The sequence below is a fragment of the Planococcus sp. PAMC 21323 genome (genome assembly GCF_000785555.1).
Classification (GTDB): Bacteria; Bacillota; Bacilli; order Bacillales_A; family Planococcaceae; genus Planococcus.
Map to the genome: position 1 here is coordinate 1,098,265 of NZ_CP009129.1, position 24,530 is coordinate 1,122,794.

The window sequence follows — 24,530 nt, forward strand, 5'->3', positions numbered from 1 at the left end:
TTCTTTTTTTATAGATCAAAAAACCCGACTCGCTACTAAAGCGAATCGGGTTCATGTTATTAAGCTGCGTCACCTTCAGCAGGCTTATCAGGTTTTGGATCTGGCTTTTCGGGTTTATCTGGCTTTGGATCTGGTTTCGGATCAGGCTTTGGATCCGGTTTCGGTTCTGGTTTCGGTTCTGGTTTCGGTTCTGGTTTCGGTTCTGGTTTTGGTTCTGGTTCTTTCTCTGGTTCTTTCTCTGGTTCTTTCTCTGGTTCTTTCTCTGGTTCTTTCTCTGGTTCTTTCTCTGGCTCTTTCTCCGGTTCTTTCTCCGGTTCTGGATCCGGTTTCGGTTCAGGCTTTGGCTCAGGTTTTGGTGCAGCAATGCTAACACTGTTGGAAGCTGCTGACTGTTTACCTGTAATGTCTACAGCCACGACCGAATAACTTCCGGGACCATTCGCGGTATAGGAATTACTTTTCGCTTCTGAAATAGAAGCTACACGCGATCCATCTTTATAAACTCGGTAACCCACTACATCATTGGAACCGGAATTGGTCCAAGAAATTGTTTTTCCGCTAATCGATGCTTGAACTCCTCCAGGAGCAGCTCCATCAGCTTTGAAAGTTGCACTTGCAACAACCGAAGCAAATTTTGAATTGCCAGGGAATAGTTTACTTGCATCACCTCCGAATGGAGACATTATACGATCAATATATTTTTGCGAAACACCTAGTCCGCCGCCTGAAATAAAGTCACTTGGCGTACTAGACAACACAGCAAAACGTTTGCCACCGATTGTTGTGTATGAACCGCTTGTAAAACTATCATCTTTTTCTGTTGGTAACATTGCTTTGGCGTTAAATAAGTCTGAACGAACAAGTCCTGCGTTTTTACAAGCAGCATCTGGTGCTAAACCAGAAATTCCACAGAACGACTTAGTCACAACTCCATCAGGTTGTTTGAATGTAGATGTGGCTCCAACTAGTTCAGGGACTGTTTGATAAGTTGTGTTCATCAAGCTTGCCCATAGCTGATTTACACGGACAGAGGGCTGTAAATTTGCATTCGGAAAATTATCGAGCGAATACTTTTCACTATCATATCCAAGCCATAGACTCATCGTAATATTTGGATTATACCCAACTAACCAAACATCTTTTGTTTCTTGAGTAGTACCGGTCTTACCAGCAAAATCTGCTTTGAAATTTAATAAGCTATTTGCTCGGTTTGCAGTCCCGCGATCTGTTTTGAACACGTCTCGCAACATATCTGTCAGTATATAAGCTGTTTGTGGCGAGTAAATTTCTTTCTCAACTACTTCATGTTCAAAAATAATATTGCCGTCTGCATCTTCAATTCGTTGAATCATGTACGGCTCTACTTTTTTACCACCATTCGCTAAAGTGGCATAACCGCTCGTTAGTTCTTCTACAGAACCTTCCACACCACCACCTAATGCAGTTGAAGGGTAACCATTTGAAATCTCTTCCACTTGTGAAAATCCTGCATTAATCAAATAATTAATTGGCATTTTTTCTCTAATTTGACCAAACAAACGAAGAGCAGGTAAGTTTTGAGATTGAGCGAGTGCATCACGTGCTGACATAATACCTTGTTCACTTGTTGGAACAAAGTTACTCGGCGTCCAAGGTTTTCCGTTATCTTGTATTGTGAATTTGATGTCGACTACTGGACTGCCAGCTCCGATAACACCAAGGTCAAGTGCTGGACCGTAAACTAATAGCGGTTTTACAGTAGAACCAATTGAACGGTATGCTTGAGTTGCATGGTTCAACTCTTCAATTTCATGGTCACGCCCGCCAACAAAACTTAAGATACGTCCAGTTTTATTTTCAATCATCATACTACCTACTTGTACAGGCAATTTCTTCGTTATTTCATTCCCGTCTTTATCTTTTGAGGGAATTGTTAATTCTGTTCCGTAACGAGTATAAGCATCTTTTGCTTTTTCGTGAGCCAAGTAGAGTTCTTTGTTAATGGTCGAATGTATTCGATACCCATTTGACCGAACTGCTCGGTCAGCTAAAATCGCATATTCTTCATAAAGCTTATTGTTTTCTTTTAGGGTAATAGGGTCCAAGCCATCCTCTTTTGCTAGTACATCCATAATGATGCGAACTGCACGTTTTTCAAGTTCTGTCGTTACATAGGGATTGTTTTCACGTGACCGCTTCTCATTTTGACGGAAACTTTTTACGATATTAAAGGAAATAGCTTCGTCATATTCTTGCTGAGTAATATAGTCAGCTTCTCTCATTCGGAAAAGAACGGTTTTCATTCGATCAAGTCCGGGTTGTAATCCAGCTTCGTCTTTTAATTCTCCATAAGAATTATAGGGAGTATAGAAAAAAGGTGCTTTTGGAATGCCTGCAATAAAAGCAGCTTCAGGTAAGCTTAAATCTTTTGCAGATTTATTAAATAATCCGTTGGCAGCCGTTTCAATTCCGGCAATATTGGCACCTGAAGAGTTGCGGCCGTAAGGAATAATGTTGAGATAAGCTTCCATAATTTCATCTTTTGTCATGAATTTTTCAAGGCGCATCGCAAGAAGGATTTCTTTAGCTTTTCGCTCATAAGAAACTTCATTGGTTAAAATTTGGTTTTTAATCAATTGTTGCGTTAACGTTGAACCGCCTGTTTGGGTGTCAGAATTTGAAACATCTTGAAGCAGACCGCGGAAAATAGCTTTTGGTACAATCCCTTCGTGTTCCATAAAGTACTCATCTTCCGTAGCTAACACAGCATTAATGGCTGTTTTCGATATATTAGGCAAAGTAGTTTCCTTGCGTTCCAAATCTGTTTGTACTTTTCCAATGTATACATCGTTAGCAAAGTACATTTCGGTTGTTTCCCCATAACTATAGATTTCTCCACGCATTTCATCTTCAGATCGCAGCTTTTCTTCATCTACAAGTGAAGCAAAATAGCCTGCTCCAACAGACGCAGCAAAAACGCCGATTGTCACTAAAGCAATCGCGAAAATTAATGCTAAATTCCACAGAACTCCGGTTGTTATGCTCATTCGCTTAAACCATTTTGTTGAAGTTAATTTATCGGTTGTTTCTTCAGCTTTACCTAGCCAATAGTTAAATTTTTCACGCACATTATCGCCCTCCTAAAATCTTTTATAGTATATCATATTCTTATAATTGCATCTAAACTTATTGACAAGTTAAAATAATAAAGTAAACTACTAGTATAATTCATATTAAAACGATGAAGGATTCGAAGTAGATTGTGCAATTTTGTTAAGAGAGCCGGTGGGGGGTGCAAACTGGTCAAAATGCATGAGTCGAATTACAGATCTGGAGTTTGCGGAAGTGCCCCGTTCGGCACATGATGAGAGGGAGACTAAGTTCTCCAAGCTGGGTGGTACCGCGCAATTGCGTCCCTGCATGAAATTTCATGCAGGGGCTTTTTTATGTGGATTTTTAACAGGCTCATCGATTAACACATTTAAGGAGGAACAACAATGACGAACGAATTAATTCAGGATTTACAATGGCGCGGTTTATTGTACCAACAAACGGATGAAGAAGGTATGGAAAAATTACTAAACGAACAAAAGATATCATTATACTGCGGAGTGGACCCAACAGCTGACAGTATGCACATTGGACATATTGTTCCACTACTTACATTACGTCGTTTTCAAATGCATGGACATCAACCAATTTTATTAGTGGGTGGAGCAACAGGAATGATTGGGGATCCTTCTGGACGTAACGAAGAACGCCAATTGCAAACGACTGAACAAATTGATCGCAATGTTGAAGGCATCAAAGTTCAAATGGAACAAATTTTTGATTTTAAATCTGAGAACGGTGCGAAAATGGTCAACAACCGTGATTGGATCGGCGCGATGAGCGTCATTGAATTTTTACGTGACTACGGTAAATTAATTTCGGTTAATTATATGTTAGCTAAAGATTCAGTAGCATCACGTTTAGAAACAGGAATTTCGTTTACGGAGTTTTCGTACACGTTGATCCAAGCAATCGACTTTAACCATTTGTATAACGAACACAATTGCCGCATTCAAATCGGTGGGTCGGATCAGTGGGGCAATATCACTTCAGGTCTTGAAATGATTCGCAAAACACATGATGAAGAAGCGAAAGCATTTGGTATCACGATTCCTCTTGTGACAAAAGCCGATGGTACCAAGTTTGGTAAGTCAGCAGGTGGAGCAGTATGGTTAGATCCGAAAAAGACTTCTCCATACGAGTTTTACCAGTTTTGGATTAATGCTGCAGATGCAGACGTTATTAAATACCTGAAGATTTTCACATTTATTAGCCGTGAAGACATTGAAGTATTAGAAAAAGCAGTCGAAACAGAAGCGCATTTGCGTCAAGCACAAAAAACATTGGCTGAAGAAATGACGAAACTAATCCACGGGGAAGAAGCATTAGCTGACGCTCAGCGCATTACAAAAGCATTGTTTAGTGGTGACTTAAAAGCATTGTCTTCTTCAGAAATGAAAGCTGCATTTAAAGATGTCCCTTCAGTGGAGATGACCAAAGAAGATAAATCGATTGTAGATTTAATTGTGGAGGCGGGTATTTCATCATCGAAACGCCAAGCACGAGAAGATGTTACAAATGGTGCGATTTCAGTAAATGGTGAAAAAGTAACCGATTTGGAATACGTCGTCGACGAAAATGATCGGTTAGATGATGCATTTGCTATTATCCGCCGCGGGAAAAAGAAATATCATATGGTGCAATTCAAATAATAAATATGCAAAGGCCAGTCGAAATTTGGCTGGCCTTGTTTGTTTTTATATTTGTTTTTCTTTAATAAAGCGAGGCAGTTCCATATCTTCGAACTGTTTAGGATGAATTAATTTTCCTAAACGGATAGCACCTTCAATTAAACGTGGAGAAGGGCGACAATACAATTCTTCTTCCATAATATGAATATGTTCCATTGCTTTTAAATCATTCCAGCCTGGACGTTTCTTAAGGAGTTCGGGTTTTACTTTTGATGTTAAAATACCGACCCAAGCGAGTAAAATATAATCTGGTTGACGCTCTAGGACATCTGCCCAGTCTGTTTGAACATTGGCAGAATCCGTGTCATCAAAAAGATTACGTGCACCGGTCATACTGCTGATTTCAGTTAGCCAGTTAATGTTACCAGGGGTGAAAACAGGCTTTGGCCACCATTCCCAATATAATGAAGGGCGACTGTTTGCTCGTTGACCACGAGATTTGATATCTTCGATAACAGCCAAATATTCGGAATGAATTGCCGTCGCATCAATTCCGCACACTTCAGCCACTTTTAATAAGTCTTGCCCAATTTCGTCTAATGATTGGGGATCTAAAACGAGATGAGGAATATTCCGTTTGACTAATTCATCTACGTTTTTTTCCATTCCAGGTACGCTCAAAGAAGCTAATACCAAATCGGGTTTTAAGGCCTCCAATTCATCCATTCGAATGGATAAATCTGGTCCGAGTCGTGGCAATGTGGTAATTTCTTTTGGCCAATCAGAATAATCGTCGATTCCAACGAGCATATGTTCAGCATTTAAAAAAGCTAAAAGTTCCGTATTGCTTGGGCAAATTGAAATAATTCGCATCTAGCTCCACCTCCATTATTTCCAGTTTACCATGTCTAATGGACAAATTTCTTTCGATTTGAAGAATTTGTGTAAACATCGTATGATTAGAAAGAATGAACACAAATTGTAAAATTCAGGAACATTTTTTTATTCAGGAGATTTTATGAGAAAAGAGAGACTTGGTTTTAGCTAACAAAAGTTAGGGTAAATATACAGGTATATATAAATTGGAATTATTAGAATAAAATGTAGGACTCAGTTGATATGAAATTCATAGTGAGAGCGGGGTGAAGCTATTGCCGAATCGATTAAACATGTTAGGTTGTATTTTGCGAATATCGATTTGCAGCAATAGCTGTTAAATGTTAAAAGATCAAGATTTATATGAGCATTTAAGCGGACGGACTTCGATAATGACAGAAGACTGGTATAACTCCTTAGATAAAAGTAAAGCAGGTGTTTATGGTTCAACAAATCCTGATAAAATAGCATTGTTAAAAAAACAGAATCACGATTTTCATCTACGCTTTTGTTCCATTTTTCAAAAAGAAGATAGTGATTTTGTGGAGAATTTTCAAGGTTGGATCGAGTCTATTGTAAAAGACGACGCTCATCTTGATACTCCCATTATAGAAGTGATTAGTGAATTTTTCCGAACACAAGAACAATACTTAGAGGAACTTGGAAAATATGCATTAGAGCATAAAGAACAAGTTAGTCATGAGAAACTAATGGAATGGACACAAGCGGTTGTTCAAATCTTTAGTAAAGTCATTATTGAATTTACAGACCAAAATTCAAAAGCTGCGAAAAAACGTATGGACTCTCAGCAGCAGATGATTGTAGAAATGAGCGCTCCAGTTATATTATTGGCGAATAAAATCGGCATGTTGCCGTTAGTCGGGGAAGTCACACCGCATAGAGCAGAAATAATATTTGAGAAAACTTTAGCTCAAAGTTCTAAACATGACTTAGAAAAACTATTTATTGATTTATCGGGCGTTCCGATGATTGATACGATGGTTGCACAACAAGTATTTCAGCTGATTAAAGGCTTAGAAATAATTGGCGTAAAAGTGGCTATGTCCGGTATTAGTCCAGTAATCGCTCAAACAGCTGTACAATTGGGTATTAAATTTATTGATATAGAAGTGTATAACACACTCGCTCAAGCGTTAAAGCAAAATAAAGTCGATTCATTTTGATATAGAAATCCTTAGGACCTTTATTGGTCTTAGGGATTTTTTTTGTGATTTATTATGAGGTAGGCAGATTTTATTTGCAGGATAGAGGTGGTTGTTTGCAGCGGCAGAAGAGTTGTTTGCAGATTCGAGCAGTTTGTTTGCGCAATAACCTAGTTTATTTGCGAGAGATGATTTCATTTGCGGGATGGAGGTGGTTGTTTGCTATGACAGAGGAGTTGTTTGCAGATGAAAGCAGTTTGTTTGTGCGATGATAGGGTTTGTTTGCGAAAGCCAGATAGACCAGAAAAAAGAAAAAACCTCCCAAAACCTTAAAAAGGTTTGAGAGGTTTTCGAAATCAAGTTGGAATTAACGTGAGTAGTACTCAACGATCAACTGTTCGTTGATTTCAGCAGACAATTCGCTACGCTCTGGTAAGCGTACGAAAGTTCCTGTTTTGCTATCAGTATCGATAGTAACGTATTCAGGAACAAAGTTGTTTACTTCGATTGCTTCGTTTACTACATCAAGGTTGTTTGATTTTTCACGGAAAGCAATTGTTTGTCCTGGTTTCACGCTGAATGACGGAATGTCAACGCGTTTGCCATCAACAAGGATGTGGCCGTGGTTTACGATTTGGCGAGCTTGGCGACGAGTGCGCGCAAGACCTAAACGATAAACAACGTTATCAAGGCGAGCTTCAAGAAGGATCATGAAGTTTTCACCGTGTTTACCAGGCATTTTACCAGCTTTGTTGAACAAAGTTTTGAACTGACGTTCGTTAACTCCGTACATGAAGCGTAGTTTTTGTTTTTCTTGTAGTTGCAAACCATATTCAGAAACTTTTCTGCGTTGGTTAGCACCGTGTTGACCTGGTGCGTAAGGGCGTTTTTCTAATTCTTTACCTGTGCCTGTAAGGGAAATTCCTAAGCGGCGTGACAGTTTCCATGATGGACCTGTATAACGAGACATATAAGTCTCCTCCTCTGTTTTTGGTTTTTAGAGTAAAATAAAAACCAGATGCATTCATGCTGCAAGCCATTTTATATTCTTGTACCTTCGCTCAGCAGCCAAAGAGTTACACGATACACCTGCTATGAGGAATAAAATGGACAAACACGCACATACAACTGCTGCGATTATTTTACACAAAGCATAGTATAACTGATTTTGGAACCTTAAGTCAACAGCAAGACTTAGATAAGGTTAGAAGCACTAACTTTCTTTTTTGGATAGGACGAGGTAGAATGGAAATGAGTATGTATGTAAGCGTTTTCTATAATAGTTAAGGGGTGTATGTTAATGAGAGAAAAAGAAATGAATATTGAAACGGCGGTTATCCATAAAGGCTACGACAGTACCAAACATCATGATAGTTTGGTAACTCCGCTTTATCAAACGTCAACGTATTCGTTTGCAAATGCAGAGCAGGGGGAAGATCGTTTTGCAGGAAATTGCGAAGGGAATATTTATTCACGTCTTGGCAATCCGACAGTTCGCGTACTCGAAGAGCGGATGGCGGAAATTGAAGGCGGTCAAGGTGCATTAGCTTTTGGGTCAGGGATGGCATCAGTTAGTGCAATTTTGATTTATTTAACCAAAGCGGGAGATCACGTTCTTTGTTCACGAGGGATTTACGGCTGTACATTTGGCCTATTAGAGATTATGGAAGAAAAATACGGTATTACGCATAGCTTAGTTTCGATGACGACAGAAGAAGAAGTAGAGAACGCTATTCGACCAGAGACGGTTTGTATTTACGTAGAAACCCCAATCAATCCGACAATGGAACTTGTAAATCTTGAAGCAGTAATGACTGTAGCAAAAAAACACAATATTCGTGTCATTGTAGACAATACGTTCTGTTCACCTTATTTGCAAAATCCATTAAAAATGGGTGCAGATTTTGTCTTGCATAGTGCAACGAAATACTTGAATGGCCATGGGGATGTGGTCGGTGGCGTTTTAGTGGGTAGCGATGCAGAAGAAATGCAGCATATTCGAATGACGGTACAAAAAGATGTCGGTGGCATTATGTCGCCATTTGATGCGTGGCTATTGCTTAGAGGATTAAAAACACTTCATGTTAGAATGGATCGACATGTCAGCAATACAAAAGTCGTATTAGACTTTTTAAAACAACAAGAAATCGTTGAAAATATATTTTATCCATTTGATGATAGTCATCCGCAAGTTGAGATTGCAAAACGTCAAATGCGCGAAGGTGGCGGATTGATTTCATTTGAAATCAGAGGCGGCAAAAAAGAAGCACAAGCCTTTTTGAATGCTTTATCACTTATTAAAATTGCGGTTAGTTTAGGTGATGCGGAAACGTTGATCCAGCACCCAGCGACGATGACTCACGCAGTTGTGCCTCCTGAAAGTAGACAAGCGATGGGCATTAGTGATTCGTTGCTGCGCTTATCGATTGGACTTGAGCACACGGATGATTTGATCGAGGACTTAAATAAAGCATTTGAGCAAGTTAAACCGAAACTACAAAAAATCTAAAAAAACCCGAAACTCATAAATTGAGTTTCGGGTTTTTTGGTCTATTATAAATGTTTCATTAACACTTCGGCAAAAAGTTCTAAACCTTGCTGATCTTCTTTTGTAAAACGGTTCAACTCAGGACTGTCGATATCGAGAACGCCGATTACTTGATCTTCTTTCATTAATGGCACGACAATTTCAGAACGTGACGCCGCATCACATGCAATATGACCAGGGAATGCTTGAACGTCTTCTACTAACACTGTTTTTTTGTCAGCAACAGCTGTTCCACAAACGCCTTTTCCGACTGGAATTCGTACGCAAGCTGGCAAACCTTGGAACGGGCCAAGAACAAGTTCGCCTTCTTCCATCAAGTAAAATCCGACCCAGTTGATGCGTTCAAGAAATTGATTGAGTAAAGCAGAGGCATTACTTAAATTGGCAATACTATTTTTCTCACCATCTAATAAAGCGTCTAATTGCTTAGAAAGCATTGTGTATTGTTCAATACTGCTGCCACTATAGTTTGTTTGTGCGAACATAAAGAATTCCCTCGTTTCGGTTTATAGTATTTTAGCTAAATCTAATCTCATTAACTTAAGTAAGTATAAATTTTCTCGTAATGCTTATGCAAGCCATTGGCACTATGGGCGTCTGATCCAAAAACTAGCGGAATGCCAAGCGATTGGGCGAATTCGATATAGGAAAGCGGGGGATAAGCTTCCAAACAATCTGGTTTCGAGTAACCCGCACCGTTTACATCCAGTTCAAAGCCGGTTGTTTTAATTAGTTGAAGAATGTATCGGATTTGTTTGTCATCATCGATTTTTTCTCCGTGTGCTTTTTGAAATTTATGAATCAATGTAGGATGCCCAATTCGATTTGGTTTGAATTGTCCAAGATCTGCGGTAATCGATTTTTCAAGAGTGTCGTAGTAAAGTTGATAAGCAGCTTCTACAGTTCCACAAGTCGCTGCGAGTTGTGCAAATACTTCTTTACTAAAATCGGCACAAAAATATTGATTACTAACCTGTAGAAAATGAACCGATAAAATGGAATCGTCTAGTACAGGACCAATGTCATCTAAAAAAAGAGCAGTCTCTTTTTCGAAGCCTTCAATATAATCAACTTCAAGACCTAAACGAATGTGAATATCTTTTTGGTAGCTATTTTTAAGTTGAGTAATTTCATTCACATACAATGATAACTGTGACATGCTCATGCCGCTATCTTGATCCGGTGTTGGATCTGTGAAATTAGCGGGAAGCGGGGCATGTTCTGTAAATGAAATATCCGTAAATCCGGACTTTATTGCTTTTTCAATATATAATTCAGTTGAGTCTTTTGTCCCGTGTGGGCAAAAGCGGGTATGAATGTGACCATCTCGTCTCATAAAGGCGTCCTCTTTTCTACTTATTGAAAAATATAATCGCTTTTCTTCTAATTTGGCAAACAAAAGAGTACAATACATGTTAAAATAAAAGAATCATGAATACATTTACGTATAACTGGTAATGTGATTTTGGAACAGGGGGCTATGTGACTTATGATGGAGTATATCATCATTGCGGTCATCATTCTATTAGCGTTAACAATCATTGGTTTTATGTTTCGCAAAAAACATTTAGCTGAAATTGAACGCTTGGAACAGTTAAAACTGCAAATACAAAATAAACCAATTCTTGAAGAACTAACGAAAGTGAAGCAATTAAACATGAACGGCCAGACGGAAGAAATGTTTGAACGCTGGCGCAACGTATGGACTGAAATCATGGATGTACATATCCCGAAAATTGATGCTGCTTTATACGATGCTGAAGAAGCGATTAATCGTTTCAATTTTAGTAAAGCGTCAAAATTAGAGCAGGATACAGAAGTGAAGATTGATAACGTTGACCAGCAGATGAATAGCATCTTAGTTGAGTTGGAAGAATTGATTGGCAGTGAAGAGAAAAATCGCAGCGAGATCGATCTTCTTCAAGAAAAATACCGCCGTGCACGTAAAAACCTTTTGGCTCACCAGCAATCTTATGGAGCTGCGGGGGAACCACTTGAGAAAAAACTCGAATCATTTATTCCTTTATTTGATGAATACGAAAAATTAACGGGCGAAGGCAATTACTTGAAAGCTCGCGAAATTGTTATCGGCTTGTCAGCAGAAGGCGAAGAAGCGTTTTTACTAGTAGATGATATTCCATCATTATTGGCGGATATTCAAACGAAAATCCCTTCTTTCATTGCTGAGCTGCGTCAAGGTAAGAGCGAAATGGAAGAAAACTCTTATTACCTTGGACACCTAGAGTTGACCCTTCAACTTGATGAAATAGAAGAAGAGTTAGAAGAGTTGAAAGTAAACATTGCTAACTTAGAAATGACACAAACGAAAATTGCTGTTGAAAAAATAAAAGATCGCATTGATTCGTTTTATGAAATGTTAGAAAAAGAAGTTGAAGCGAAGATGTATGTCGAGGAACATCGTACAGAAACAGAACGTCATTTAGAAGTTGTAGCACGCGATACGAAAGAAATGGAAGAAGAAAGCCGATATGTTCAGCATAGCTATAAAATTAGTGAAAGCGAAGCGGCTATTCCAAAATCTTGTATGGACAAAATGGAGCAATTGGCAAAACGCTTTGAACTCTTGATGACGCGTTTAGAAGAAGATCAATCAGCTTATTCAAGCTTGCAAGAAGAATTGGTCCATATTCGTGAAGATTTATCGATTGTGGATTCTACGCAAATTGATTTTATGGCTGCCTTAAAGGGATTACGTATTGAAGAAAACAAAGCTCGTGAACAAGTAGAGCTATTAAAACGCAAATTGCAAGAAACAGATCGATTATTACACAAAGCCAATATTCCTGGAATTCCGGAAGACATGGATGTACGTCTTGAAGAGGCTGAAGAACATCTTTTTGTTACGATGCAAACTTTGCAGGAAGTTCCATTGAATATTAAACTCGTGCATAGCTATTTAGAACAAGCTGAAAAGAGTATAGAAGATGGTCATGCTAAAGCAGTTGAGATGGTAGAAAATGTCCTGTTGATTGAACGCATTATTCAATACGGAAATCGTTACCGCAAATCAAATCTACAACTAGATGCAAAACTGGAAGAAGCGGAAGAGTCATTCAGACAGCTTCGATACACGAAAGCGTTAGAAGAAGCTGCAACTGCAGTTGAAAACTTTGAACCGGGTTCAATGAAACGAATTGAAGTTTTGGTCAAAGAAGACGCTTGGAACATTTAAACAAAACAAAATGTAAAACCACCAGCTTAAATTGCTGGTGGTTTTCTTTTCGGAGGTGGAAAGGTGATTTATTTAGATAATAGTGCCACGACGAAACCAAAAAAAGAAGTACTGGATACATTTATAAAAGTAAGTGAGCAGTTTTATGCCAACCCAGCTTCGTTACATGAATTAGGTAATCAGGCTGAAGATTTGTTGGAAACCGCGCGGAGCCAAATAAAAGAGTTGCTGCACATGGATAAGGTCATCTTCACATCTGGCGGCACGGAAGCGAACAACTTGGCTTTGATTGGTACAGCTCGAAACTATCAAAAACGAGGTAAACACATCATTACTTCCAAAACCGAACATCCTTCTGTATTGAAAAGTGTTGCTGCTTTAGAACGTGAAGGATTTGAGATTACACGTTTGCCGGTAGATAGCACTGGTGAACTCAACATTGACAAGTTGAAAAATTCTTTGCGAAACGATACGATTCTGGTATCGCTGATGCATGTTAATAATGAAGTTGGAACCATTCATCCAATTTCAGACATTGCGCGTCTTTTGAAACAACGGCGTATCTTTTTTCATGTGGATGCTGTTCAAAGTGCGGGCAAACTCAATTTTGATTCAACAGCTATGCCGAATTTATTAACAATATCAGGGCATAAAATACACGGATTAAAAGGCAGTGGAGTATTGGCATATTCCGGAGTTGATTTACAAGCGATCCAATTTGGTGGCGGTCAGGAATCTGAAATGCGCAGTGGTACCGTTTCGGTTCCAAATGCAGTGGCTTTAGCGAAAGCATTAAGATTGGCAGCGCCAAATCCACTGTATTCGCAATGGAATCTAGAACTACGTCAATTCTTTTCAGAATTTGCGGGTGTCAGAATTGTGAGTCCTGAAAACGGGGCAGCGCATATATTGGCAGTAGCGGTAAAAGGATTAAAAGGCGAAATTCTAGTATCTGGTTTACAAAAAGAATCGATCATTGTTTCTACTTCAAGTGCGTGCTCATCTAAAAATAGCCAAGCAAGTCCGGTTATTCAAGCGATTGGCTTACCGCGCGAGTTTAAAGACGGTGTGATTCGAATCAGCTTTGGGGAATTTACAACAAAACAAGACATTAATGCGCTGAAAAAAGCGTTTCAGCGGGTATACCGCATGATTAAAGGAGTTTAAACTGTTATGAAAACCAATCAAATTCTAGTGCGATACGGAGAATTATCAACAAAAGGTAAAAATCGCAGTTCATTTATCGGGAGACTGCGTGACAATGTTAGACAAACATTTTCTGACTTAGAACAAATTCATATAAAGGCTGAGCGTGACCGCATGTTTATCACATCTGACAATGAACAAGAATTGGCTCAAGTGATCGAGCGCTTGCCATATGTATTTGGCATTCAATCGTTTAGTCCAGTAACGGCATGTGAATTAGATATGGCAGCAATGAAAAAAACAGCAGAAGCAGTTATTGCTAAAATTGAAGATACCGATAAAAGCTTTAAAGTATCAGTAAAACGACCGTTTAAAGAATTCCCGCACGAAAAACCAGAAATTATGAAAGAATTAAGCTCACATGTATTGAGAATCTTTCCAGATTTAAAAGTCCAAATGAAAGACCCGGAGATTGATTTGAAGGTAGAAGTTCGAAAAGAAGCCGTTTATATGATGGCAGAAGTAATTCAAGGCGCTGGTGGTTTACCTGTAGGCGCTGGCGGTAAAGCATTGTTGATGTTATCAGGAGGTTTAGACAGTCCAGTTGCAGGCTATCATATGTTGAAGCGGGGCGTCCGTTTAGAATTGATTCATTTTTTCAGTCCACCGTTTACGAATGATCGTGCGAAAGAAAAAGTTTTCGATTTGGCAGAGCGATTATCGCAATTCGGTTCATCTGTTAAATTGCATATTATCCCTTTTACGAAGCTTCAACAAGAAGTGCACAAGCAAGTGCCAGATAATATTACAATGACTTCTACGCGTCGCATGATGATGCGTGTAGCTGACTTGGTATTAGCTGAGACCAATTGCCGAGCGATTATTACAGGGGAAAGCTTAGGCCAAGTTGCGAGTCAAACCTTAGAAAGCATGCAAGCCATTAATGCGGTAACGAATACGCCAGTATTGCGTCCGCTTGTAGCGATGGATAAATTAGAGATTATTGATATGGCTCAACAAATTGAAACTTATGACATTTCCATTCGTCCGTTTGAAGACTGCTGCACAATTTTTACACCAGCAAATCCAAAGACCAAGCCAAAGCTTGAAAAAGTAGAATACTACGAGAACTTTGTGTCTTTTGACGATCTGATTGAAGAAGCAGTAGCAGAACGTGAAGTGATCAAGTTTCCACGCCCTAAGGTTAATCAGTTTGAAGATCTATTATAAGTGTGAAGCTTCCTAAAGGAGGCTTTTTTTATTGTTAGAAAAAGCAAACTCACCAGTTAATAGAGCTAATAGGAAAGAATGCTACGGTATATTACTTACGTAAAAGTCGAATTAGATGAAATTATATGAATACTTAAATTTCTATTGTATAATAATATAGGTAGAAGCGATTACATCATGAGTGGGAGGAATTATTTTGAATAGACAAGATTTGTTAGCCCCAGAATCATATAATTTGGTCGAAGAAATTGAGCGATTTGCAACAGGAGATGAAAAACTCGCGATTCTCTGGGAAAACGACAAAGGCGAGAAACACCAACTTACATACGACGAATTAATTAAACGAGCAAACCGTGCAGCGAATAGCTTTGAAAAAGCTGGTTTAGTTAAAGGGGATGTTGTGCTTGTTATGGTGCCGCGTCTCATTGAAGCATATGTTGCCTACATAGGCGCGTTAAAAGCCGGCTTAGTCGTTATTCCTAGTTCTGAAATGTTGCGTGCTAAAGATATTGCGTACCGATTAAATCATAGTGATGCAAAAGCAGTTATTGCATACGAGCCTTTTATGGATCAATTTGAAGGCGTTAAAGAAATGGACAATGTGGTCAAGTTTGTTATCGGTAAGTCAGATCAATCTTGGATATCACTTTTAGATGAAATGGCAGTCGCTTCCGAGGAATATCAAGCAGCCGATACTAAAAAAGACGATATGGCGTTTTTATCTTATACATCAGGAACGACTGGTAATCCTAAAGGGGCTGTTCACAGTCATGGCTGGGCTTATGCGCATCTTCGTACATCAGCTGAGCACTGGCTTGGAGCAAAAGAAGGAGACATCGTTTGGGCGACAGCAAGTCCAGGCTGGCAAAAATGGATTTGGAGTCCTTTCTTGGCGACGTTAGGGAGTGGAGCTACCGGATTTGTTTATAACGGAAAATTTGATCCATCAGTGTATTTAGAACTTTTGGAAACGCGTAAAATTAATGTGCTTTGCTGTACGCCAACAGAATACCGATTGATGGCCAAGCAAAAAGATTTAGCGAAATACGATTTGTCTGCATTGCATAGTGCAGTGTCAGCAGGTGAGCCGTTAAATGCCGAAGTAATCAATGTCTTCAAAGAGCATTTTTCATTAGAAGTAAGAGATGGTTACGGACAAACAGAGAATACCTTACTTGTTGGCGTTATGAAAGGCATGGAATCTCGCTTAGGCTCGATGGGCAAACCAACTCCAGGTAATCGTGTAGAAATTATCGATGAGTTTGGTAGACCATGTGCTGTTAAAGAAGTTGGAGATATAGCGGTTCACGTCGAAACACCTGCATTGTTTAAAGAATATTTTAAAGACCCTGAACGCACTCGTATGCAGTTCCGTGGAGACTATTATGTGACTGGTGACAAAGCGTCTAAAGATGAGGACGGATATTTCTGGTTTGAAGGTCGCGGAGACGACATTATCATTTCATCGGGCTATACGATCGGACCATTTGAAGTTGAAGATGCGTTAATCAAGCATCCAGCTGTTCAAGAATGTGCAGTTATCGGGGCCCCAGATGAAGTGCGAGGTACAATCGTTAAAGCTTTTATTGTTTTAGTAGAAGGTCAAGTTGCTTCAGATGACTTAGTAAAAGACTTGCAAAATCACGTGAAAACACTGACAGCACCCTATAAATATCCACGTGCGATAGATTTCCGAACAGAATTGCCAAAAACAGCATCAGGAAAAATTCGACGCGTCGAATTACGCCATCAAGAAAGTGAGAAAAAATAGACGCAGCTGGATAAAGAAACATCTCTCGTTACATAGAGAGATGTTTCTTTATGTTGTTTTTCTATAGCTAAATATTAATGCAACGGCATTTACTTTCTTCTTGTTAGCAGCCTATAATGAGACTATTATTTCGGAATACAAAATATTATAAGAATGGTGCGCGATGCGGAATGACAGAATCAAAAAGAGGCGTTTTGGTCATTATTTTCACCTATACCTTATGGGGATTTATGCCGATTTTTTGGAAGCAAATCGGACACGTCCCTGCAGATGAAATATTAGCCGCAAGAATCATATGGTCTTTTATTATGACTCTTGGATTTATTGTTTTAATTAATGGTGGTCACCAATTATGGCTAGATTTGAAAAGTTTATGGGCATCGAAAAAGAAGTTTTTCTTATTGATGCTTGCTTCATTTTTAATTTCTGCCAATTGGTTTTTCTATGTTTATGCTGTTTCTCATGATCGAATTGTGGAAACGAGTCTTGGTTATTACATCAACCCATTAATATCAATGTTACTAGGTGCCATCTTTTTAAAAGAAAAATTATCACCAGCGGTAAAAATTGCATTTTTATTAGCTGCAACAGGTGTGTTGATTTTGACGTTCTCTTTTGGTTCGTTGCCTTGGCTCGCTCTTGGTATGGCTTTTAGTTTTGCTTTTTATGGATTGATCAAGAAAACAATTCGACTAGATGCGCTGCGCGGATTAGCGATTGAGACTTTATTTGTTTTTCCATTCGCGATTGCGTACTACCTTTATTTATTATCTATTGACCGCGTTTCGTTTTTAGCAACAGGATTGTCGACAGATGTTTTATTGATAGCTAGTGGATTGGTTACAGCATTTCCCTTATTATTGTTTGCTATCGGAGCCCCATTAATTCCGATGTATATGATTGGATTCCTTCAATATATTGCTCCGTCGCTAATGCTTTTGATCGGCGTATTCATTTACGGTGAAGCATTTGATATCATCAAAATTATTTCGTTTTCGTTAATTTGGAGTGCGTTAATTTTGTTTACATCATCTAAGTTTTTGGAAGCAAGGGGTATCCGGCGAGCTAACCGAAAAGTATCGCTTTAGTAATATAAATGAAACATTTTCAGGTGTTTGACGTATAGTAAGTAATAGAAACCTAGGAGGGAATGGTATACATGAATACAAAACGATGGATTGCTTTAGTAGTAGCTGCAGCCGTATTGGGAATCTCGTTAGTCATTAACTCAGCTTTTGCATTTCTTCAATATGGATTTAGCGAAAGTGTCGATGATTTGATGGGAAGTACGCAGACGGGTTTGTCGGAAATCGTGATGGAAGATGGCGATTTTAATAACCGCGTTGCTGTTTTAAATGTAGATGGCGTTATTCAAGATACAGGAGCCGCAGCTTCGTTTTTTGGAACAGCTGGCTATAATCACTCTTTCTTTATGGAACAATTAGAAAGCATTAAAGAAGATGCATCTGTTAAAGCAGTCGTATTAGCAGTAAATTCTCCAGGCGGTGGTGTAGTGGAGTCTGCTGAGATTTACGACAAAATCAGAGAAATTCAAGAAGAAACTGAAAAGCCATTTTACGTGTCAATGGGCGCAATTGCAGCTTCTGGAGGTTACTATATTGCTGCGCCAGCAGAAAAGATTTTTGTTAATGAAGAAACGTTAACAGGCTCAATTGGTGTTATTATGCAAAGTGTCAATTACGGCGAACTGGCAGAACGTTACGGAGTGGATTTTGTGACGATCAAGTCTGGTCCATATAAAGATATTATGAGCCCGACACGTGATATGACAGAAGATGAACGCGCATTGCTTCAAGAAATGCTAGATGATTCGTATGAATCTTTCGTAGACGTTATTGAAGAAGGTCGTGGCATGACTGAAAAAGAAGTTAAAGCTGTTGCAGATGGTCGCATTATGAACGGTCGTCAAGCGGTAGAAGTGAATTTAGCAGATGGTTTTGGCTTTGAAGAAGACGTAATAGAACAAGTGAAAACCGATTTTGATTTAAACAATGCACAAGTATTCCAATATGGAACTTCACAAGGCTGGGGTTCATTACTATCAATGAAAGTGAATTCTTTCTTTGGGAACGATCTTGAAACACAAATGATTTCGAAATTACTTACAGAATACAGTTCTCCTCGTATGATGTATTTATACGGTGACAAATAAGGAGGGACCATAATGACAGACCATGAAACAGAAAAACCAGCAGAAATGCAAGGTGTACAGGAACTTCCAAAATCACCAAGTTATGAAGAAGTTCTTTTTTACGAACGGAAGCCGGCTGGATTTTGGGTGCGATTTTGGGCTTATTTAATCGATTTGCTTGTTGTTTCGGCCCTTACCTCTATTTTAGTTAAACCGGTATTTGTTTTATCTGGACTGGAAACAATTAATATGCCTTGGTATGGACCTTATGCAGTTGTATCTGCCGTAATTTTCTATGGTTATTTTATTTTAATGACTAAGTTTTTCGGCCAAACTGTTGGGAAAATGGTTATGGGCATCCGCGTTGTCTCATTACAGTCTGATAATCTATCAATTATGACGCTATTGTTCCGCGAATGGATCGGTCGTTTTATTTCAGTAACAATTTTACCGCTTTACTGGATTGTCGGTTTTACTCCTTTAAAACAAGGAGTGCATGACTATATTGCAGATACGACAGTTGTTCATGAAGATTCTTTTCGGAAAAACAAAATGTTAAAGAAGAAAAAGTTAGAGGGGTCTGAGTTGCAAGAAACCCGGGCGTTTTAGTATGATGAAGATATTATGAAAAAGGAGGCGTATTGATTGGTACAAATTACATTCAAGAATAACCCAATGACTTTACCGAACACAGAAGTAAATGTGGGGGATCAAGCTCCTGAATTTACGGTTTTATCAAACGGCTTGGAAGAAGTATCGCTAAAAGATACAACTGGAAAAGTTCGTTTAGTTAGTGTAGTTCCTTCTCTAGATACAGGGGTATGTTCAGACCAAACAAAACGTTTCAGTGAAGAAGCTACTTCTTTAGGAGACAATGTTGAAGTGTTAACTATCTCAGCTGATTTGCCGTTTGCGCAAAAGCGTTGGACAGACATCAACAAAGTTGATTCTATTACGACTTTGTCAGATCACCGTGATTTGTCATTTGGTGAAGCATACGGATTAACGATGCAAGAGCTTCGACTGTTAGCTCGTTCAGTTTTCGTACTTGATGAAAATGACAAAGTTACTTACGTTGAGTATGTTTCTGAAGGAACAGATCATCCTGATTACGAGAAAGCGTTAGATGCAGTTAAAGAATTAACAAAATAATACAAGAAACCCACTCGAGAGAGTGGGTTTCCTTATTGAGGACGGCGAAAGTATGAATTCAGCAATGGAAACAACCTTTAATTTTATTGACAATCACACAACAGAAATTCAGAAAGAACAAGAAAACGCTTATTTGGAGAGCTTATTGACCACTACTGAAAATTGGTTAGATGGTTTGATTAAACCTGAAGAAGGCGCAAGTAAAGAAGATGTGCGGAAAGCACTTCAATTAGCCGTATTAAAAGGCATGAAAGAGCATATTCAACCGCATCACCAAATGACACCCGATGCACTTGGTTTACTAATGGGCTATTTGGTTGAGTTGTTTGTTAAAAAAGAACAAGCGGTTATTTTAGATCCCGCTGTTGGAACAGGTAATTTACTGTTAACTGTTATGAATTACTTAGATGGTCGAATGACCGGAGCTGGTGTAGAGCTTGACGACCTTCTTGTGCGTCTCGCATCAAACGCTGGGAACTTAGTAGAACAGCCGATCACGTTTTACTTACAAGACGCATTGCAGCCATTATTAATCGATCCTGTTGATGTTGTTATCTCAGATTTACCAGTAGGGTATTATCCTGATGATGAAACTGCAGCTACGTATGAACTAAAAGCAGATGAAGGCATGTCTTATGCGCATCATTTGTTTATCGAGCAATCGTTAAAGCATACGGCTGAAGGTGGCTATTTATTTTTCATTGTTCCAAAAGCTTTGTTTGAATCCGAACAGGCGAATCAATTACATAGCTTTTTGAAGAAACATGCCCATATACAATCGGTCATGGAATTACCGGAAAGCCTATTTAAAAACTCGGCCCATGCAAAAGGAATTCTTGTGCTGCAGAAAAAACAAGAAGGTGTCAAAGCGCCAAAAGAAGTTTTATTAGCACGCGTTCCAAATATGTCAAAACCAGAATCAATGTCTAAATTCTTTTCTCAAGTGACAAGTTGGTTTAAAGAAAACAAAGTATAATCTAGTCAAATTGTGCTATACTGGAGCTATAAAAGCCATATGTACCATTTTGGATGAAAAGAGGGATGCGCAATGACTGAGTCAAACGAAGCGCCAAAAAAAGTTAGTCTTCAAGAAGCTGTAAAACGCCAACTAGAAGCTAAGAAAAACCAGGCTGCCGATAATCAAGGTGGCGGAAATGCTTCACTTTCAACGAAAAAGATGAAGAGCCAACAATCGAAAAAAGTAAGCAATAACCGTCGTAAAATGGGTACGTGAGTAAGTTCAGATAGAAGTTTTAAAGAAAGACAAGAGTTTTTTCTTGTCTTTTTTTATATCAAAAAAATATACTCTCAAACTTGTGAACAATGCCATTATAAAGTGAGGTGATCTTCAATGTATGCTGGCTTTTGGTTACGACTACGTGCTTTTGCCATAGACTATGTATTGATTTTTACCTATATGGGAGTTGTCTTTCTTTTTTCTGTGTTTATAATGCCTTCTGTACAAGAATGGTTTCAAGGGTCTCGAATTACCGCCCAATTAACAGGATTTATGCTTATCACGCTTCCAGTTTCTCTCTACTTTATTGTGGCCGATTCAAAAATAGGCAAGCAATCTTTTGGAAAACGTCAAATGCAAATTAAAGTAGTCAATGACAACAACCAAATGCTTTCTATCGGACAAGCAACTGTTCGAACACTCATAAAATTTTTGCCTTGGGAGCTGTCTCACTATATGGCTTATCGAATGATCTATTTGGGAGATGGAGACCTACACCAACTGGATTATTGGATAGTTGGTGTGCTTTATGCATTGATTTCACTTTATGTATTCATGGTCATTTTTACAAAAAACAAACAGTCTTTGTATGACCGCTTATCGAAAACTTATGTTGTAAATACACGTTTTTCATAAAAACTATTGACTCATGTAAAAAGCCTGGTAAAATCTATTTCAATATACTTTTTTAAAAATATTTTTCATTTAACGTATAGAATAGTCGATCGATGGTTTAGTAGGCGATTTGTGTGCAGCAAAAAGAGACTGAATGGTAGCTGGAAGTTCAGGCAGCAAATTGGATGAAATACGTCATCAGATTTGATCGAATTGTAATCAAGTGGATGTTCTATTTAGTTAGAATATCAAATTGGGTGGTAACGCGGAGAAAACCTTCGTCCCTTTATTGGGGCGGGGGTTTTTTCTTTTTTTTATATAGAAAAGGAGAGATTACTATGTACAATATTAAATCAGTCATCGCCCCAAAGTTTATAGAAGCCTTAGCGCTTACAATCACTATTTTTCTGCTAATTAGCGTTAGCATTATCAAGTTTGGATCAGTACCTCATATCCCAATTTTGCTGTCAATTTTGCTTTTATTTGCATTTGGCTTAATGAAAAGAATATCATACAGAAAACTTGAAAGGGGATTAGTAGAAGGTGCTGGTGCAGGGATGAGTGCAGTATTTCTTTTTTTCTTTATCGGTATGCTCATTAGCAGTTGGATGATTAGTGGCACCATTCCAACAATGATTTATGCTGGCTTTTCAATCATTTCAATGACGTTCTTTTTTGCGATTGTTTTTATTGTTACCTCGTTAATTGGATTATCGGTAGGCAGTTCACTAACGACTGTTGCAACAATTGGTGTGGCATTTATTGGTATGGCAACGGCCATGGATTTATCGCTTGCAGTAACGGCAGGAGCCATTGTTTCGGGTGCTTTTTTTGGTGATAAAATGTCGCCATTATCAGATACAACAAATTTATCGTCTTCTATCGTCGGTGTTGATTTGTTTGAGCATATTCGCAATATGGGATGGACAACGATTCCCGCTTTTATACTGACCTTGATTTTCTTTTTCATTCTTTCACCTCAGACTACTGGCGGACCGATTCAAGATGTTAGTGAGTTTAAAGAAGGTCTTTTAGCTACAGGGATGATTCATTGGTATACGTTAATTCCATTAATTGTTTTGATCGTCTTAACATTTTTAAAAGTACCAGCATTGATGACATTAGCAATTAGCTCACTTTCAGCTATTGCAATTTCTTTTCTGCATCAAATATCTTCAGCTTCCGAGATTTTTAACGTACTGTTTAGTGGATATGTGTCTTCTAGTGGCATTGCAGAAATTGATAGTTTGTTATCACGTGGCGGGATGGAAAGTATGATGTTTACAGTAGCACTCGTGCTTTTAGCATTAAGCATGGGCGGTTTGTTATTCACATTAGGAATTGTTCAATGTTTACTAGCAAAAGTGGAAAGCTTATTGAAAAAAGTTTCGTCAGTCATAGCTGCTTCTGCATTAACTGCAATCGGCATCAATATTTTAATCGGTGAACAATACTTATCCATTTTGTTAACAGGTCAAGCATTTAAAGAACCTTTTGACAAAGTAGGACTTGCGGGAAAAAACTTAAGCCGGGTAATGGAGGATGCAGGAACAGTCGTTAATCCGCTTGTGCCATGGAGTGTTTGTGGAATCTTTATAACAGGTGTTATCGGGGTACCTACGCTCGAGTACTTACCATTTGCAGTTTTCTGTTTACTGTCTCCAGTACTGACCGTGTTATTTGGGTTTACAGGAAAAACATTAACTTTTAAATAAAAAGTATGGAAAGAACCGATGATGCTTGAAATCATCGGTTTTTTGCATTTAGCAGGAAAAACCACATAAGAGTCGAATAGTACTATAGACAGCGTTTTGTTACTAAGTCGCGGAATATAGTCGAAGGGGTGGAGAAAATGTATAAAAAAATTCTAGTCGCCGTAGATGGTTCCGAAAATTCAAAGCGAGCAGGCAAACATGCAGCCCATCTAGCAGCAATAAGTAAAGATACAGAAGTAACGGTTGTGTATGTTTCCGATTTTGATGAAGACAGTCAGGAAAAAGTTCATGATGGTGGTCAACTTGAATTTGAATTATCACGTAAGAAAAAAATGCAATCCATTAGGGAACAGTTAGAACTCAATGAGACTTTTTATAAAATTGAAGTGATGCACGGACGACCAGCACCAGTAATTATTGAAATGGCAAACGAGGGTGAGTTTGACTTAGTTGTTATTGGGAGCCGTGGGTTAAACCCTGTTTCAAAAATATTACTCGGTGGGGTTAGTCAAAAAGTCGTCAATCATTCGCATTGCCCAGTATTAGTTGTTAAATAAACTCCGCCAATCTACCTGGGATTTTGGTATAATGAATAAAAAGAGTGGTCTTATTGTTAGTTGATTTACAGGTAGACCAGGTGGAGGAGAACATGAAACCATTACCAAATTGTCCTAAATGTAATTCGGAATATACTTATGAAGATGGTAGCATATTGGTGTGTCCTGAATGTGCACACGAATGGAGTCTTGTAGCTGAAGCAGAACAAGTGGAAGAAGAAAAAGTCGTCAAAGATGCTAATGGCTCGATTTTAAAAGATGGCGATGCAGTTACTGTCATTAAAGATTTGAAAGTTAAAGGCAGCTCATCAACTTTGAAAATTGGTACCAAAGTAAAAAGCATCCGACTCGTTGAAGGTGATCATGATATTGATTGTAAAATTGATGGATTTGGTCCAATGAAACTAAAGTCGGAATTTGTTAAAAAAGCATAAAAAAAAGGTGTTGGAATAAA

Annotated in this window: 22 protein-coding genes and 1 other annotated feature; of the genes, 17 read left to right on the forward strand and 5 right to left on the reverse strand. The window is 38.6% G+C overall.

The annotated features are described in order from the left end of the window. Positions 1-59: 59 nt before the first annotated feature. Positions 60-3,107, reverse strand: a complete 3,048-nt coding sequence (locus PLANO_RS05605; protein ID WP_038703490.1) for a transglycosylase domain-containing protein — start codon at positions 3,105-3,107, stop codon at positions 60-62. 104 nt (positions 3,108-3,211) lie between these two features. Further along, positions 3,212-3,400 (forward strand) — a binding site (T-box leader). Between the two features lie 76 nt (positions 3,401-3,476). On the opposite strand from PLANO_RS05605, the gene tyrS reads away from it, so the two are divergent. Further along, entirely contained in the window at positions 3,477-4,742 is a 1,266-nt protein-coding gene (gene tyrS, locus PLANO_RS05615; protein ID WP_038703492.1) for a tyrosine--tRNA ligase, read from the forward strand. 45 nt (positions 4,743-4,787) lie between these two features. Here the strand turns inward: tyrS and PLANO_RS05620 are convergent, their stop codons facing one another. Beyond that, a complete protein-coding gene (locus PLANO_RS05620) occupies positions 4,788-5,594 on the reverse strand; it encodes a cobalamin-binding protein (protein WP_038703493.1) in 807 nt (268 codons plus the stop codon). 344 nt (positions 5,595-5,938) lie between these two features. Between PLANO_RS05620 and PLANO_RS05625 the strand changes: the two genes are divergently transcribed. Continuing rightward, positions 5,939-6,781, forward strand: a complete 843-nt coding sequence (locus PLANO_RS05625; protein ID WP_038703494.1) for an STAS domain-containing protein — start codon at positions 5,939-5,941, stop codon at positions 6,779-6,781. A 346-nt stretch (positions 6,782-7,127) separates the two neighbouring features. On the opposite strand, the gene rpsD is transcribed toward PLANO_RS05625, so the two are convergent. Further along, positions 7,128-7,730: a 30S ribosomal protein S4 gene (gene rpsD / locus PLANO_RS05630; RefSeq protein WP_038703495.1), complete on the reverse strand. Its 603-nt coding sequence runs from the start codon at positions 7,728-7,730 to the stop codon at positions 7,128-7,130. Between the two features lie 330 nt (positions 7,731-8,060). On the opposite strand from rpsD, the gene megL reads away from it, so the two are divergent. Next, on the forward strand, positions 8,061-9,269 hold the full coding sequence (megL, locus tag PLANO_RS05635) for a methionine gamma-lyase (protein WP_038703496.1): 1,209 nt from the start codon (positions 8,061-8,063) through the stop codon (positions 9,267-9,269). Between the two features lie 44 nt (positions 9,270-9,313). Here megL and PLANO_RS05640 read toward each other — a convergent pair whose 3' ends face one another. Continuing rightward, entirely contained in the window at positions 9,314-9,793 is a 480-nt protein-coding gene (locus tag PLANO_RS05640; RefSeq protein ID WP_038703497.1) for a GAF domain-containing protein, read from the reverse strand. Between the two features lie 50 nt (positions 9,794-9,843). Next, a complete protein-coding gene (gene hisJ, locus PLANO_RS05645; RefSeq protein WP_038703498.1) occupies positions 9,844-10,644 on the reverse strand; it encodes a histidinol-phosphatase HisJ in 801 nt (266 codons plus the stop codon). 153 nt (positions 10,645-10,797) lie between these two features. On the opposite strand from hisJ, the gene ezrA reads away from it, so the two are divergent. The 14 genes from ezrA (at position 10,798) to PLANO_RS05715 (ending at position 24,510) form a co-directional block, all read left to right on the forward strand. Further along, the gene (gene ezrA, locus PLANO_RS05650) at positions 10,798-12,501 is read left to right on the forward strand and encodes a septation ring formation regulator EzrA (protein WP_038703499.1); all 1,704 of its coding nucleotides are present in this window, start codon (positions 10,798-10,800) and stop codon (positions 12,499-12,501) included. 63 nt (positions 12,502-12,564) lie between these two features. Continuing rightward, on the forward strand, positions 12,565-13,668 hold the full coding sequence (locus PLANO_RS05655; RefSeq protein ID WP_038703500.1) for a cysteine desulfurase family protein: 1,104 nt from the start codon (positions 12,565-12,567) through the stop codon (positions 13,666-13,668). A gap of 6 nt (positions 13,669-13,674) precedes the next feature. Beyond that, the gene (thiI, locus tag PLANO_RS05660) at positions 13,675-14,877 is read left to right on the forward strand and encodes a tRNA uracil 4-sulfurtransferase ThiI (protein WP_038703501.1); all 1,203 of its coding nucleotides are present in this window, start codon (positions 13,675-13,677) and stop codon (positions 14,875-14,877) included. Positions 14,878-15,073: 196 nt separating this feature from the next. Beyond that, complete coding sequence (mbcS, locus tag PLANO_RS05665) at positions 15,074-16,648, forward strand: acyl-CoA synthetase MbcS (protein WP_038703502.1); 1,575 nt, start codon at positions 15,074-15,076, stop codon at positions 16,646-16,648. 170 nt (positions 16,649-16,818) lie between these two features. Then, a complete protein-coding gene (gene rarD / locus PLANO_RS05670) occupies positions 16,819-17,736 on the forward strand; it encodes an EamA family transporter RarD (RefSeq protein ID WP_038703503.1) in 918 nt (305 codons plus the stop codon). 71 nt (positions 17,737-17,807) lie between these two features. Further along, positions 17,808-18,821, forward strand: a complete 1,014-nt coding sequence (gene sppA / locus PLANO_RS05675) for a signal peptide peptidase SppA (protein ID WP_038703504.1) — start codon at positions 17,808-17,810, stop codon at positions 18,819-18,821. Positions 18,822-18,833: 12 nt separating this feature from the next. Further along, positions 18,834-19,409 carry an RDD family protein gene (locus PLANO_RS05680; RefSeq protein WP_038703505.1) on the forward strand — a complete coding sequence of 192 codons (576 nt, stop codon included), beginning with the start codon at positions 18,834-18,836 and terminating at the stop codon, positions 19,407-19,409. Positions 19,410-19,445: 36 nt separating this feature from the next. Beyond that, complete coding sequence (tpx, locus tag PLANO_RS05685; RefSeq protein ID WP_038703506.1) at positions 19,446-19,952, forward strand: thiol peroxidase; 507 nt, start codon at positions 19,446-19,448, stop codon at positions 19,950-19,952. Positions 19,953-20,004: 52 nt separating this feature from the next. After that, entirely contained in the window at positions 20,005-20,928 is a 924-nt protein-coding gene (locus tag PLANO_RS05690; RefSeq protein WP_038703507.1) for a class I SAM-dependent methyltransferase, read from the forward strand. 72 nt (positions 20,929-21,000) lie between these two features. After that, positions 21,001-21,186, forward strand: a complete 186-nt coding sequence (locus tag PLANO_RS05695; RefSeq protein ID WP_038703508.1) for a hypothetical protein — start codon at positions 21,001-21,003, stop codon at positions 21,184-21,186. Positions 21,187-21,303: 117 nt separating this feature from the next. Further along, a complete protein-coding gene (locus PLANO_RS05700; RefSeq protein WP_038703509.1) occupies positions 21,304-21,825 on the forward strand; it encodes an RDD family protein in 522 nt (173 codons plus the stop codon). 317 nt (positions 21,826-22,142) lie between these two features. Beyond that, positions 22,143-23,519 (forward strand): Na+/H+ antiporter NhaC, encoded by a 1,377-nt coding sequence (nhaC, locus tag PLANO_RS05705; RefSeq protein ID WP_038703510.1) that lies wholly within the window; start codon positions 22,143-22,145, stop codon positions 23,517-23,519. 137 nt (positions 23,520-23,656) lie between these two features. Continuing rightward, on the forward strand, positions 23,657-24,076 hold the full coding sequence (locus PLANO_RS05710; protein ID WP_038703511.1) for a universal stress protein: 420 nt from the start codon (positions 23,657-23,659) through the stop codon (positions 24,074-24,076). 92 nt (positions 24,077-24,168) lie between these two features. Continuing rightward, the gene (locus PLANO_RS05715; RefSeq protein WP_038703513.1) at positions 24,169-24,510 is read left to right on the forward strand and encodes a zinc ribbon domain-containing protein YjdM; all 342 of its coding nucleotides are present in this window, start codon (positions 24,169-24,171) and stop codon (positions 24,508-24,510) included. Positions 24,511-24,530 lie beyond the last annotated feature (20 nt).